Annotated in this window: 11 protein-coding genes; 8 read left to right on the top strand and 3 right to left on the bottom strand. The window is 64.8% G+C overall.

The genetic code is table 11. The annotated features are described in order from the left end of the window. Positions 1 to 203: 203 nt before the first annotated feature. Entirely contained in the window at positions 204 to 2,006 is a 1,803-nt protein-coding gene (gene lepA / locus ABIC78_RS03185) for a translation elongation factor 4 (RefSeq protein ID WP_022676411.1), read from the top strand. A gap of 93 nt (positions 2,007 to 2,099) precedes the next feature. After that, entirely contained in the window at positions 2,100 to 3,713 is a 1,614-nt protein-coding gene (locus tag ABIC78_RS03180) for a mechanosensitive ion channel family protein (RefSeq protein ID WP_354487794.1), read from the top strand. Here ABIC78_RS03180 and ABIC78_RS03175 read toward each other — a convergent pair whose 3' ends face one another. Next, entirely contained in the window at positions 3,714 to 5,282 is a 1,569-nt protein-coding gene (locus ABIC78_RS03175; RefSeq protein ID WP_354487792.1) for an ABC1 kinase family protein, read from the bottom strand. A gap of 83 nt (positions 5,283 to 5,365) precedes the next feature. Here ABIC78_RS03175 and ABIC78_RS03170 point away from each other — a divergent pair, with 83 nt between their 5' ends. The 6 genes from ABIC78_RS03170 to ABIC78_RS03145 all read left to right on the top strand — a co-directional run bounded on the left by ABIC78_RS03170 (position 5,366) and on the right by ABIC78_RS03145 (position 11,567). Further along, on the top strand, positions 5,366 to 6,292 hold the full coding sequence (locus ABIC78_RS03170; RefSeq protein WP_022676408.1) for a CmcJ/NvfI family oxidoreductase: 927 nt from the start codon (positions 5,366 to 5,368) through the stop codon (positions 6,290 to 6,292). Between the two features lie 166 nt (positions 6,293 to 6,458). Further along, complete coding sequence (gene cysD, locus ABIC78_RS03165) at positions 6,459 to 7,376, top strand: sulfate adenylyltransferase subunit CysD (RefSeq protein WP_022676407.1); 918 nt, start codon at positions 6,459 to 6,461, stop codon at positions 7,374 to 7,376. Further along, a complete protein-coding gene (cysN, locus tag ABIC78_RS03160) occupies positions 7,376 to 9,295 on the top strand; it encodes a sulfate adenylyltransferase subunit CysN (protein ID WP_354487789.1) in 1,920 nt (639 codons plus the stop codon). The genes cysD and cysN overlap by 1 nt, the downstream gene beginning before the upstream one ends. A gap of 23 nt (positions 9,296 to 9,318) precedes the next feature. Continuing rightward, a complete protein-coding gene (locus tag ABIC78_RS03155; RefSeq protein WP_107716667.1) occupies positions 9,319 to 10,053 on the top strand; it encodes a 3'(2'),5'-bisphosphate nucleotidase CysQ in 735 nt (244 codons plus the stop codon). 38 nt (positions 10,054 to 10,091) lie between these two features. After that, complete coding sequence (locus tag ABIC78_RS03150; RefSeq protein ID WP_022676404.1) at positions 10,092 to 10,583, top strand: flavin reductase family protein; 492 nt, start codon at positions 10,092 to 10,094, stop codon at positions 10,581 to 10,583. A gap of 285 nt (positions 10,584 to 10,868) precedes the next feature. Further along, positions 10,869 to 11,567 (top strand): Crp/Fnr family transcriptional regulator, encoded by a 699-nt coding sequence (locus ABIC78_RS03145; protein ID WP_022676403.1) that lies wholly within the window; start codon positions 10,869 to 10,871, stop codon positions 11,565 to 11,567. A gap of 101 nt (positions 11,568 to 11,668) precedes the next feature. Here the strand turns inward: ABIC78_RS03145 and ABIC78_RS03140 are convergent, their stop codons facing one another. Beyond that, positions 11,669 to 12,457: a PPC domain-containing protein gene (locus ABIC78_RS03140; protein WP_082209120.1), complete on the bottom strand. Its 789-nt coding sequence runs from the start codon at positions 12,455 to 12,457 to the stop codon at positions 11,669 to 11,671. A 267-nt stretch (positions 12,458 to 12,724) separates the two neighbouring features. Then, a complete protein-coding gene (locus ABIC78_RS03135; protein WP_054130475.1) occupies positions 12,725 to 13,417 on the bottom strand; it encodes an OmpW/AlkL family protein in 693 nt (230 codons plus the stop codon). Positions 13,418 to 13,565: the final 148 nt, after the last annotated feature.

The raw sequence follows: 13,565 nt of genomic DNA, 5'->3' as shown, positions 1-13,565 counted from the left end.
GCTTTGGGCCCTGACATGCCCTCCCCAAACCCCTCCCGCAGGCGGGAGGGGCTTTAGCGGCTTGCTCCCTTCCGCTTAGTTCTTGCTCCCCTCCCGCGTGCGGGAGGGGCTGGGGGAGGGCATGTTGGCCAACCTGAAAACCCCCGCCGAAACTGCCCATCGCGCCTGATGACAGCGCGCAGCGGGCCTGCTAACGGCGGCGCATGACCGACCTCGCGCTGATCCGCAATTTTTCCATCATTGCCCACATCGACCATGGCAAGTCCACCCTGGCCGACCGCCTGATCCAATACACCGGCGGCCTGGCCGAGCGCGAGATGACCGCGCAGGTGCTCGACAACATGGACATCGAGCGCGAGCGCGGGATCACCATCAAGGCACAGACCGTGCGCCTGGATTACAAGGGCAAGGATGGGCAGACCTATCAGCTCAACCTGATGGACACGCCCGGCCACGTCGACTTTGCCTATGAAGTGAGCCGCAGCCTGGCCGCGTGCGAAGGCGCGCTGCTGGTGGTGGACGCAGCCCAGGGCGTGGAAGCACAGACCCTGGCCAACGTCTATCAGTCGATCGAGCACGACCACGAGATCGTGCCGGTGATCAACAAGATCGATCTTCCCGCCGCCGAGCCGGAAAAGGTGAAGCACGAGATCGAGGAAGTGATCGGGATCGACGCCAGCCAGGCCGTGCTGGCGAGCGCCAAGGCCGGCATCGGCATCGAGGAAGTGCTCGACGCCGTGGTGGCGCGCATTCCCCCGCCGGGCGGCGATCGCAATGCGCCGTTGAAGGCCATGCTGGTCGATTCCTGGTACGACCCCTATCTCGGCGTGGTCATCCTGGTGCGCGTGATCGACGGGGTGATCAAGAAGGGCTTGCAGGTCAAGTTCATGGCAGGCGGCACCGAGCACCTGATCGATCGCGTCGGCTGCATGCGCCCCAAGATCGAGCAACTGGCAGAACTCGGGCCGGGCGAGATCGGCTTTATCACCGCGCAGATCAAGGAAGTGGCGCAGGCCCGCGTCGGTGACACGATCACCACGGTCAAGGGCGGCGCCAGCGAAGCGCTGCCGGGCTTCAAGGAAGTGCAGCCGGTGGTGTTCTGCGGGCTGTTCCCGGTCGATGCCGCCGATTTTGAAAAGCTGCGCGATTCGATCGGCAAGCTGCGGCTGAACGATGCCTCGTTCAGCTTTGAAATGGAAACCAGCGCGGCGCTGGGCTTTGGTTTCCGCTGCGGGTTCCTGGGCCTGTTGCACCTGGAAATCATCCAGGAGCGCCTGAGCCGCGAATACGATCTCGACCTTATCACCACGGCGCCGTCGGTGGTCTATCGTCTGACCATGACCGATGGCTCGCACATGGAACTGCACAACCCGGCCGACATGCCCGATGTTGTGAAGATCGACACCATGGAAGAGCCGTGGATCAAGGCGACGATCTATACGCCCGACGAATACCTCGGTTCGATCCTCAAGCTGTGCCAGGATCGCCGTGGTATCCAGACCGGGCTGACCTATGTCGGCGGGCGCGCGCAGGTGAACTATGAACTGCCGCTCAACGAAGTGGTGTTCGATTTCTACGATCGCCTCAAGTCGATCAGCCGTGGCTATGCCAGCTTCGACTACGAGCAGATCGGCCTGCGCGAGGGCGACCTCGTCAAGATGAACATCCTGGTCAACAACGAGCCGGTCGACGCCTTGAGCATGATCGTGCACCGCAGCCAGGCCGATGCGCGCGGGCGCGGGCTGTGCGAGCGGTTGAAGGACCTGATCCCGCGCCATCTGTTCAAGATTCCGATCCAGGCCGCGATCGGCGCCAAGGTGATTGCGCGCGAAACCATTGCCGCGATGCGCAAGGACGTGACTGCCAAGTGCTATGGCGGTGACATCAGCCGCAAGAAGAAGCTTCTGGAAAAGCAGAAGGAAGGCAAGAAGCGCATGCGCGAATACGGCAACGTGCAGATTCCGCAGGAAGCCTTCATCGCCGCGCTGCGCATGGGCGAGGAATAGGGGCGTATCTGCCGCGGGCCGGGGAACCGAACCGCGCGCTATCCGGTTACGTTGGGTGGGAGCGTTCGCTCCTGCAGCAATACCGGAGGCCCTTTGCTCATCGTTCGCCTGTTCCGATTTGCCCTGATCGCGCTGTTGCTGGGCGTGGCTCCATTGGCCCACGCGCAGTTGACGCCTGCGGCAGCGTCTAGCCCGGCCGCACCCAGTGATCCGTATGGGCGCGAAACCCCGCGATCAGCGGTAGCTGGCCTGATCCAGGCGCTGGCTGGCCGCGATTACGAACGTGCGGCACATTTCATGTCGGTGCGGCTGGACAATCCGCGCCTGGCCAATGGCGCCGAAGAACTGGCGCGGCGGTTGCAGGTGCTGCTCGACAAGGGTGGTACGCTGCGCGCGTTTGGCGCCCTGTCGAACGATGCCGTGGGCGATCTCAACGACGATCTGCCGTTCAACCGTGAGCAGGTTGGCACAATGCGGGTGGGCGATCAAAAGGTGCCGGTCTTGCTGGCGAGCAGCCAGCAGGGCCAGGTGGTGGTCTGGCGTGTTGCCCCTGAAACCTTGCAGATTTTGGCCAAAGCCGACGTGCCGCGCGACGCACCGGTGGCGAGCACCAACCCGGATAGCTGGATGGTCGGCGGTGCGCCGATCGGCGATTGGGCGCTGCTGCTGGGCCTGGCGGCGGCCAGCTTTGCCGCGTTTCGTTTGCTGGCCGCGCTGATCCTGCTGGTGGTGCGGCGGTTGATCCCGCAGTTCCAGGATAGCGCGGTCTATCGCTTCCTGGCAGCGGCCTTGCCACCGCTCAGCCTGTTTCTGTCGATCATGATCTTCTTCATGTGGGCCAACCGCCTGCCCGTGGCGATCGTCGCCCGGCAGACGCTGCTGCGCTATGGCGGCACGGTGGGCCTGGTCGCGCTGGTGTGGTTTGCGCTGCGCCTGATCGATGCCATTGCCGAACTGGCAACTCGGCGCCTGCGCCATCACCAGCGGCGCCAAGTGATCTCGGTGGTCAACCTGCTGCGGCGCGGGGCCAAGCTGTTGCTGCTGGCGTTCACGGTGGTGGGTGTTCTTGATACGTTTGGTATCAATGTTACTACAGGTATTGCGGCGCTGGGCATTGGCGGCATCGCCTTGGCGTTGGGCGCGCAAAAGACGGTCGAGAACCTGGTCGGCAGTGTCACGGTCATTGCCGATCAGCCGGTGCAGGTCGGGGATTTCTGCAAGGTTGGCGATGTTTCGGGCACGGTGGAAGACGTGGGCATCCGTTCCACGCGCATCCGCACCAACGACCGCACCTTGGTGACCATTCCCAACGGTGATTTTGCCGCGCGGCAGATCGAGAACTTTGCCACGCGCGACCGCTTCCTGTTCAATCCCACCATCGGCATCGCCTATGGCCTGCCGGTCGCCAAGGTGCGCGAGGCGGTGGACATCGTGCGGCAAACCCTGCTCGACCACGATGGCGTGCTCAACGATGGCGTGCGCGCCACGTTCACCAACTTTGCCGACACGGCGCTGACCATCGACGTGTGGTCTTACCTGGCGGGGCCGGATTACAACGCGGCGATGGCGGTGCGGCAGGACGTGCTGCTGACAATTATGGAGCAGTTCGAGGCGGCCGGCATCGTGCTGGCGCAGCCGACGCGCTCGGTCATGGTCCAGGGCGGCATGCCGTTGCCTGCTGCCGAAGTGCCGCCGAGCGCGGCGTGATCACCCGATCAGGCGGGATGCCACCACAGCCACGGCGACCAGCACCCCCGCACCCCAGATCGCGCGCGTAAGCGGACGGACCAGGGCGGCCCATTGCGGGGCCGGTTCGATCGGCGCCGGCGGCTCGGTCAAGCGCTGGACCCCGGCGCGCAACAGGCGCGGTGCCTCATTGCCGAGATGGGCCAGTTCCAGCCCCAGCGCGCGCAGGATCGGTTGCCAGTGATCGGGCGACAGCCGCGCGGCAACCAGGCGAAGGGTAGATCGGCGCAGCGCGGCGGACAGTTCGAACCCAGGTTCGATCCGGCTGAGCACGCCATCGATCGTGACCAGCGCCTTGAAGATCAGCAACAGGTCTGACGGCATGACGATGCCGGTTTCGCGCAGCAAGGGCAGGAAATCGGCGACCATTGGCGCCAGGCGCAGGCTCTCGCCGCCGTGGGTTTCGACCAGGCGGCGCGCCGCGGCGGCTACGGCTGATGCCGGCGCGCTGCCGCTTTCATCCCAGGTGGTGAGCACATCGGCCATGGCGGCATCGTCGCGCGCGACGAGCGCCTGGGTAAAGCGGATGAACTCCTCGCGCCGGCGGGGCGAAACCTGGCCAACCAGGCCCAGATCGAGCAGGGCAATGGCATTGCCGGGCAGGCAGCGCAGGTTGCCGGGATGCGGGTCGCCATGGAAGCGGCCGTTGATCAGCACCATGTCCAGCACGACATCAGCACCTAGCGCGGCAATGCTGGCCGGATCGATACCGGCGTCGCGCAAAGCCTGGCTGCTGGTGGGGGCAACGCCGGCCACGAAATCCATCACCAGCACGCTTTCGCTGCTGAGCGGCCAATGGATCGTGGGCACGACCACGCGCGGATTGCGTGCAAAATCGGCGCGCAGCCTGTCGGCATTGCGCCCTTCCACCGTGAAATCGAGTTCCTGGCGCAAGGCATCGGCGAGTTCCGCCGCCATCGCCCCGGCGCGCAACTGCCGCGCCTGGGCATTGGTGCGCTCGGCCAGGGCAGCGGCACCCGCGATCAGGCGCAGGTCCGCCAGCATAGGGCCAGTGATGCCGGGCCGGCGAATCTTGACGGCAACCGGGGTGCCATCGGGCAGCGTCGCCCGGTGCACCTGCGCCATCGAGGCGGCGGCTAGCGGGGTTTCATCGAACGTGGCAAAGCACGTTTCCAGTGGTGCACCCAGCGCCTGCTCAAGATCGGGGCGCAGCGCGGCGAAGGGCAGCGTGGGGGCCTGACTTTGCAACTGCTCCAGTTCTGCGATCCATGGCGCGGGCAGAAGATCGGCGCGCGTCGCCAGGATTTGCCCCAGCTTGATCCAGGCCGGGCCCAGTTCCTCCAGCGCCAGGCGCACCCGGCGCGGCGTGGTGGCGGGATCGCCGTCGGGCGTCTCTGCCGCGCCGCTGCCAGGCATGAAGCGTGCCGCCAGCCAGCCGAGCCCGTGGCGGGCAAGAATGCGGGTGATATCGGCAAGGCGGGCGCTGTCGGCCGCGCGGCCAGGGAAGGGCAGGGTCATGCCAGCCAAGGTAGGGTGGCGATTGCCGCGCGCAACCTTGGGGTGCGGCATGGCTGGACTCACTCGCTAACAATTGTTAGGTTGACGAACAAGTAGGGTGCGCCAGATCGCCCTGCGGTGCGAGAGGATCTGCCATGGATGCCGCGTTGCATGCCCGCCCCGATGTGTTCGACCCGATCGAGGAAACGGCGCGCCAGGCGCCGGCGATGATCCGCTATCTGGGGGAGGGGGATTTCGTCACCCGCCGCTATGTCAGCCAGGGGGCCGAGATCAACACTGGCACTTACACCGATCACGCCGTGGTGGTGCGCGATGGCATGCCGCTGCGCGATCACTTCGCGCTCGATACCCATGGTTTCATGCTGGGCCAGCACCGTTCGGCGGTGAATGACTTTCACGATGCCGCGATGGTTGACGCGCTGTACCTGGCAGAGGTGGAAGCCCTGGTAGCGCAGTTGTGCGGGGCCAATCGCGTGGCCGCGCAAGGCTGGATGATCCGCACCTCGGCCGATCTTTCTGCCCGCGCACGGGAAAAGGTTGCCAATTATCAGCACAATGGCGGCATCCAGCCGCCTGCGGGCGAAGCGCACGTGGACTACAATCGGCCCACGGCGCGGCGCGCGGCCCGGCGCATGCACGACCAGCGCTTTGCCGATCAGGGCGGCTATTCCCGCGCGATCTGCTTTTCGCTGTGGCGCACGTTTTCCCCAGGGCCGCAGGATTGGCCGCTGGCGGTGTGCGACGGGCGCAGCGTGGGTGAGGCGGAAACCGCATCTAATACCCTGTTCGTGGTAGATGAATTTCCCGAAGGCGACGCGCTGACCGCGCCGGTGGCGGGAGAGGAAAACATGATCGCGGCGACCATCTTCCGCTATTCGCCCGCGCATCGCTGGTGGTATTTTGCCAATATGGCGGCCGATGACGTGCTGCTGTTCAAGTTCAACGACAGCGACGAGAGCGTGACCTGGCGCTGCCCGCACACTGCCTTCCACGATACCAGCCTGCCCGATCCGCGCGTTCGCAGCAGTATCGAGGTGCGTTGCATCGCCTATTTCGACTGACGTTTGGCTGGGGGTGTGTGCCAACATTCCCTCCCCCGGCCCCTCCCGCAGGCGGGAGGGAAGGTTTGTGATCCAGTGCAACGCGTTTGTGACCAAAGTTTGGCTTGGGGGCGCTTAACCAATTCGCCCTGTCATTCCACGCGCGGCCTGTGCCAAAGGCGGCGCCATGACCAGCCCATCGCTCACCCATCTCCAGCGCCTTGAAGCCGAGGCGATCCACATCATGCGCGAAGTCGTGGCCGAGGCACAGGCGCCGGTCATGCTCTATTCGGTGGGCAAGGACAGCGCGGTGATGCTGCATCTGGCGCGCAAGGCGTTCTATCCCGCGCCGCCGCCGTTTCCGCTGTTGCACGTCGATACCACCTGGAAATTCCAGGACATGTATGCTCTGCGCGATCGCATGGCGCGCGAAAGCGGGATGGACCTGCTGGTCTATCAGAACCCCGAAGCCCAGGCGCGCGGCATCAATCCGTTCGATCACGGCGCGCTCCACACCGATATGTGGAAGACCGAGGGCCTCAAGCAGGCGCTCGACCTCTATGGCTTTGACGCGGCGTTTGGCGGCGCCCGGCGCGACGAGGAAAAGAGCCGGGCCAAGGAGCGCATCTTTTCGTTCCGCACCGCCAGCCATGGCTGGGACCCCAAGAACCAGCGGCCCGAGCTTTGGAACCTCTATAACGCCCGCAAGAACAAGGGCGAGAGCATCCGCGTCTTTCCGATCAGCAACTGGACCGAGCTGGACATCTGGCAATACATCCACCTCAACGACGTGCCGATCGTGCCGCTCTATTTTGCCGCGGTGCGCCCGACCTATGAATGGGACGGGCAGCTGTTCATGGCCGATGATATCCCGCGCCTGGAAAAGGTCTTGGGCTATCGGCCCGAGATCGTCGAGCGCTCCATCCGCTTCCGCACGCTGGGCTGTTTCCCGCTTACCGGCGCGGTGGAAAGCAGCGCGGCGACGTTGCCCGAAGTGATCCAGGAAACCCTGCTGACCACCACCAGCGAGCGCCAGGGCCGCGTGATCGACAAGGATGCTGGCGGCGCCGGCATGGAAGTGAAGAAGCAGCAGGGGTATTTCTGATGACCGATCCGGTTTACGTCACCGATGCCCTGATCGCGCAGGATATCGACGCCTATCTCGATACCCATCAGCACAAGACCATGCTGCGCTTCATCACCTGCGGGTCGGTGGACGATGGCAAGTCCACGCTGATCGGGCGGCTGCTCTATGATTCCAAGATGATCTTTGAAGATCAGCTGGCGGCGCTGGAAAACGACAGCAAGAAGGTGGGCACTCAAGGCCAGGCGATCGATTTCGCGCTGCTGGTCGATGGGCTTGCGGCAGAGCGGGAGCAGGGCATCACGATCGACGTGGCCTATCGCTTCTTCAACACCGAAAAGCGCAAGTTCATCGTCGCCGATTGCCCCGGGCACGAACAATACACCCGCAACATGGTGACCGGCGCTTCTACCGCCGATCTGGCAGTCATCCTGATCGATGCGCGCAAGGGCGTGCTGGTACAGACCCGGCGCCATTCCTACCTCTGCCATCTCCTGGGCATCCGCAACATCGTGCTCGCGGTCAACAAGATGGACCTGGTCGATTACAGCCAGGCGCGCTTTGACGAGATAGTGGCCGAGTATCGCGCTTTTGCCAGCAGCATCGGCATCGAGGCGTTCACCGCGCTGCCGATCTCGGGCTTTGCCGGCGACAACGTGACGGCGCTTTCGGCCAGTACGCCCTGGTACACCGGGCCCTCGCTGATTGCCCACCTGGAAACCGTTCCGGTGCGCGGGGCCGACGATCTGGCACGGCCGTTCCGCATGCCGGTGCAATGGGTCAATCGCCCGAACCTGGATTTCCGGGGCTTTTCCGGCCTGATTTCCAGCGGCAGCGTCAAGCCGGGCGATACCGTGCGTGTGCTGCCTTCGGGCAAGACCAGCACCGTGGCGCGGATCGTCACGCTGGAAGGCGATCTGGACCAGGCGCAGGCCGGCCAAGCCGTGACCCTGACGCTGGCCGATGAAATCGACTGCTCGCGCGGGGACGTGATCGCCCTGGCCGACAATCCGCCCGAGGCGGCCGACCAGTTCGAAGCGACGCTGGTGTGGATGGCTGATGAAGCCTTGACGCCCGGCCGTGCCTATTGGCTCAAGCTGGGGACACAGACCGTTTCGGCCACGGTGCGGGCGCCCGAATATGTCGTGAACGTCAACACGATGGAGCGCCTGGCGGCCAAGACGCTGGAACTCAACGCCATCGGCGTGGCTGAGGTGGTGACCGACAAGGCGCTGGTGTTCGAACCCTATGCGCAAAGCCGCACGCTGGGCGGGTTTATCCTGATCGACAAGATCACCAACGCCACGGTCGGCGCCGGCATGCTCAATTTCAGCCTGCGCCGCGCCCAGAACGTGCACTGGCAGGCGCTGGACGTGACGCGCAAGGCGCATGCCGCGCTCAAGATGCAGGAACCGGCGGTGCTGTGGTTTACTGGGCTGTCCGGCTCGGGCAAATCGACCATTGCCAACCTGGTGGAAAAGAAGCTGCATGCCCTGGGCAAGCACACGTTCCTGCTCGATGGCGACAATGTCCGCCATGGCCTGAACAAGGACCTGGGCTTTACCGACGCCGACCGCATCGAGAACATCCGCCGCGTGGGCGAAGTGGCCAAGCTGATGACCGATGCCGGCCTGATCGTGCTGACCGCGTTCATCAGCCCGTTCCGCGCCGAGCGCGAACTGGTGCGCAGCCTGCTGCCGGCGGGTGAGTTCGTCGAGGTGTTCATCGACACCCCCCTGGAAGAGGCGGAAAAGCGTGACGTGAAGGGCCTGTATAAAAAGGCGCGCAGCGGACAGCTCAAGAACTTCACCGGGATCGACAGCCCTTATGAACGGCCCGAAAATCCCGAAATCCGGGTGGACACCACGCGCGAAAGCCCCGAAGACGCCGCCGAGCGGATCGTGGAGCGGGTGATCGGCGCGTGGATGCCGGTGATCTGACCGGATCGCAGGGGGGAAGGCGAATGGACGATCTGGCGCTGGCGCGGCATCTGGCCGCTGAGGCGGGGCGCATCCTCATGGATTTGCGCGCCGCCGGCACGCACGAGGGCAAGGCGCTGGGCTGTGAAGGCGATGCGCGGGCCAATGCCTTTCTCATGGCGCAGATCGCGCAGCACCGTCCCGACGATGGCGTGCTGAGCGAGGAAACGGCCGACACGCCGGCGCGCCTGGGCAAAAGCCGCGTGTGGATCATCGATCCGCTGGACGGCACGCGCGAATATGGCGAAGGCCGCGCCGACTGGGCGGTGCACGTGGGCCTGGCGATCGATGGCAAGGCCGTGCTGGGCGCGGTGGCGTTGCCGGGAGAGGACCTCGTGCTCGACAGCGGCGGGGTGGGCGTGATGCCCGCCATGGCCGCCGTGCCGCGGCTGCTGGTCAGCCGGTCGCGCCCCGCGCATGAAGCGGTGGAAGTGGCCCGCGCGATTGGCGGCGAACTGCTGCCGATGGGTAGTGCCGGGGCCAAAGCCATGGCCGTGGTGCGCGGCCAGGCGGAAATCTATCTGCATTCGGGCGGTCAGTATGAATGGGACAACTGCGCGCCCGTGGCCGTGGCGGCCGGCGCTGGCCTGCATGTCTCGCGCATCGACGGCGCGCCGCTGGTCTACAACAACGCCGATACCTGGCTGCCCGATGTTTTGATCTGTCGGCCTGAATGGGCCGACAGGGTGCTTGAGGAAGTTGCCCGGATCGGCGATTGACGCAGCGCAGCGATAACTTTGACCCAGGCGAGGACCCCATGATCGATCCCAAGCATTTCCGCACCGTTCTGGGCGCTTACCCCACCGGCGTTTGCGTGATCACCTCGGTCGACGAGGCGGGCGTGCGCACGGGCCTGGTGGTCGGTTCGTTCACGTCGATTTCGCTTGATCCGCCGCTGGTGGGCTTTTTCCCTGACAAGCGATCGAGTTCCTGGCCGCGGATTGCCGCCACCGGACGGTTTTGCGTCAATGTGCTGGGCGCCGACCAGCTGGACCTGTGCCGCCGCTTTGCCGCCCGCGCCGACGACAAGTTTGCCGAACTGGCCCATGGCCACACGCCGTCCGGGCAGCCGCTGCTCGACAATGCGCTCGCCTGGATCGACTGCCGCATCGAGCGGGTGGACGATATCGGCGATCACTGGCTGGTGGTCGGTGCGGTTGAGGCGCTGGATGCGCGGGCCGGGGGAACGCCGCTGCTGTTTTTCCGTGGCCAGTATCACGATGCGGTAGAGATCGCCCAGGGCGTGTGATTGCCCGCGCACGGCCACCAATTTGCGCCATTTCCGCGCTAATTGTGGCGTGGTTGACGCGGATCAAAGCGGACCCCACGCGATCGGCCTAGACCGGAAATCGCCGAAGGGAACAGGTCTTTCCAACCCGGACAGCCTGTTCGTTTCGCGTGATTTCTCCCCAACTCGGGCGGCATGCCTTGCTTGCCGCCCCCCTTTTCGTTGGGGTGGCCTTATCACACTTTGGTCTAATAAGGCCGTGTCTTGTCATTGTCTTGGCGCGCGCAAGATGGTAATTGCACGGCCATGTCTTCTTGCGAAACCTGCGTCGTCCGCAACCGGGCCATCTGTGCCGGACTCGACAATCAGGAGATTGTCGCGCTCAATGCCATTGGGCGCCGCCGCAGCGTGTCTGCTGGGGAGCCGTTGATCTGGGAAGACGACGATTCGCTGCTGGTCGCCAATGTGATAGATGGCGTGCTCAAGCTGACGACGAGCACCGAGGATGGTCGCGAGCAGATCGTGGGCGTGGCCTATCCGTCCGACTTCATCGGGCGCCCGTTCGGTCAGACGAGCAAGGCCAGTGTCGTGGCGCTGACCGATGCGCGGGTCTGCGTGTTCTCGCGCAATGATTTCGATCGCTTTGCCCGCAGCCATCCCGAGCTGGAGCACAAGCTGCTGGAGCGCACCCTGGCCGAGCTTGATCGCACGCGGTCGTGGATGATGCTGCTGGGCCGCAAGACCGCGCCGGAAAAGATCGCGACGTTCCTGCTGGAAATGTCGGATCGCTTGGCCGAAACCGGCTGTACCCCGATCACGCGCGGCCCGGCCAAGCGCTTTACCCTGCCGTTCTCGCGCCAGCAGGTGGCCGACGTGCTGGGCCTGACGATCGAGACCGTCAGCCGCCAGTTCACCAAGCTCAAGAACGAGGGCGTGATCGACCTGCCGGCGCGCCGCGACGTGGAAATTCTCAATCGCGCCTCGCTGGTGGCGCTCGCCGGCTGATCCAGCCGGCGCGCCGATCACACGATCAGCGGGCGATGTGGTAAACCGGACAGCGCCTCGCGCCGATCCGGCCACCACATGCCAGTGATTTGCGTGGCCGATCAGCTTTCCGGCATGGCCGCAGCGCGCAGCGCATAGGCGCCGGTCTCGCCATTGTTCGCGCTGGTCACGCGGACGATATAATCGCCTTCCGTATCTGGCGTGAATGCAATGAATGCATTCTTGCCGCCGCCGCTGTCATCATCCTGGGTGATCGGCTGGTCGGTCGTCTTGCCTTGCGCATCGAAGATCTGCAGCACCGGGTCGATCGCGTCGCTCTTCAGGAAGAACAGCATGGTCTGGCCGCTGTTGACGTGGAAGATGAACTCGTCCTCGTACTTGCCGCGGATTTCGCCATCAGACGCTTCCAGCGTGCCGCCATAGGTTTCCAGGCGCAGTGCGGTGGTGCTTTGCGGCTTGGCCTTGATCGGGGCGGGCAGGGGGCGCACCTCGCGCAAGGTCAGCTTGTAGTCCGCGCCGGGCTTGGCGCCGTCCACGGCCTTGACGCGGACGCGATAGGTGCCGCTGCGCGTCGGGGAAAAATCGAGCAGCGCGTTGTTGCCTTCGCCGCCGTCATCATCGTCGGCGATCACTTCGGCATCGGGATCGGTCAGCGTCATGGCCGGATCGAACGCCTCGGAATCCACGCCGATTTCGTAGCGCTTGCCCGCAGTCAACTGGATCGGATAGCTGGCATAGATTTCGCCATCGCGGGGATTGCGGCGATCGAGCTTGCCGGCATAGGTAATCGCCTGCGCACGCTGCGCCAAAGCCTGTTCCACGCCACCGCTCTCACCGGCCAGCATGAGCCCGAGGGCGATGAGGATTTTCCGTTTAGCCTTGGCAGCCATGTATGTCGTCTCCTGCTTGCGATGGGGGCGGGCCGTCGCATTGGGCCAGAGGGGCCGGCAGCCGGACCACCCGCCTGATTTAGCATATTCTATTTATTTGAAATTTTTTGTGACGGAGACGGTCGTCTGTCAAGGCTGCGGCGCACCCACGGACGTGGCTGGCGCACATGAAAACGGGCGGGCCGATGCCAGGGGATCCCAGACCCTGGACCGACCCGCCCGCTGGCCCTGCATACGACGGATATGCAGGGCTATCGGTGCAAAGGCTTAAAAGCGGTAGGCGACGCCGGCGCTGAGCACCCACGGGTCCATGCGGTGGCGGGTGGTGAGCGCTTCGGTGCCGTTGGCGGTGTAGAAGTGCGCGGTCGTGCTGATCCAATACTTCTTGGCATCGAGCGTGAGGCCAAGACCGGTCTTGGTGATCGGAATATCGATGCCGCCCTGGACCACGACACCAGCATCGTTGTCGAGCTTTACCCGCGTGGCACCCAGGGTCTGGGCGGTCGCGCCGGCGCGTTCGTCGATATAGAAGAACCAGGCCCCACCGGCGCCGACATAGGGCTTGATGCCGCCCGGCAGGGTGAGGTGATACTTGGCCGTGACAGTGGCCGGCAGGATCAGCGCGTGATCGACCAGCGCAGCCCCGGCGAGCGAGCCCGCCCCGGTGACGTGGTGCGCGGTAAAGCAGCAGATCGTTTCGACCGAGACATTGGGCAGGGCGAAGTATTCGATCGCCAGCGTGGGGGTGAAGCTGTTGTTGCTCGCGTCGGTCTGCGCGCCGGCGGGCAGGCCGATCAGATCCTTGCGCACCGCGGTGATCTTGCCATCGGCCAGAACCGAGGTGGCCAGCACCTTGACCTGCCACTTGCCGGCCGGTGCCTCGTCGGCCGCCAGCGCGGGAGAAGCGAACGCCAGCGCCAGGGCGGCGGCACCAAGAGCTTTGCCAAGAACCTTTTTCATCACGCGTTTCCTAGTCAGATGCAGCATGCACCGCTGCAGGCTGCGCCACTGCAGGCGGCCTGCCCCTCGCAGGCTCCGTTCCCTCTGGCGTGGCACCGTCAATGGCGGGCGGCGCGATTCGCTACATTGACGCAACGCAAAAAAGCGC

This window comes from Novosphingobium sp. 1529 (assembly GCF_040544855.1).
In the GTDB taxonomy this organism is placed as follows: domain Bacteria; phylum Pseudomonadota; class Alphaproteobacteria; order Sphingomonadales; family Sphingomonadaceae; genus Novosphingobium; species Novosphingobium capsulatum.
The sequence above is the reverse complement of the archived record's forward strand: the minus strand, read 5'-3'. Positions and strand labels throughout refer to the sequence as shown.

Coding starts and splice junctions, on each gene's coding strand:
- lepA (WP_022676411.1), top strand. CDS start 204: ATGACCGACCTCGCGCTGATCCGCAATTTTTCCATCATTGCCCACATC.
- ABIC78_RS03175 (WP_354487792.1), bottom strand. CDS start 5,282: ATGCCGCACCCCAAGGTTGCGCGCGGCAATCGCCACCCTACCTTGGCT.
- ABIC78_RS03170 (WP_022676408.1), top strand. CDS start 5,366: ATGGATGCCGCGTTGCATGCCCGCCCCGATGTGTTCGACCCGATCGAG.
- cysD (WP_022676407.1), top strand. CDS start 6,459: ATGACCAGCCCATCGCTCACCCATCTCCAGCGCCTTGAAGCCGAGGCG.
- cysN (WP_354487789.1), top strand. CDS start 7,376: ATGACCGATCCGGTTTACGTCACCGATGCCCTGATCGCGCAGGATATC.
- ABIC78_RS03155 (WP_107716667.1), top strand. CDS start 9,319: ATGGACGATCTGGCGCTGGCGCGGCATCTGGCCGCTGAGGCGGGGCGC.
- ABIC78_RS03150 (WP_022676404.1), top strand. CDS start 10,092: ATGATCGATCCCAAGCATTTCCGCACCGTTCTGGGCGCTTACCCCACC.
- ABIC78_RS03145 (WP_022676403.1), top strand. CDS start 10,869: ATGTCTTCTTGCGAAACCTGCGTCGTCCGCAACCGGGCCATCTGTGCC.
- ABIC78_RS03140 (WP_082209120.1), bottom strand. CDS start 12,457: ATGGCTGCCAAGGCTAAACGGAAAATCCTCATCGCCCTCGGGCTCATG.
- ABIC78_RS03135 (WP_054130475.1), bottom strand. CDS start 13,417: ATGAAAAAGGTTCTTGGCAAAGCTCTTGGTGCCGCCGCCCTGGCGCTG.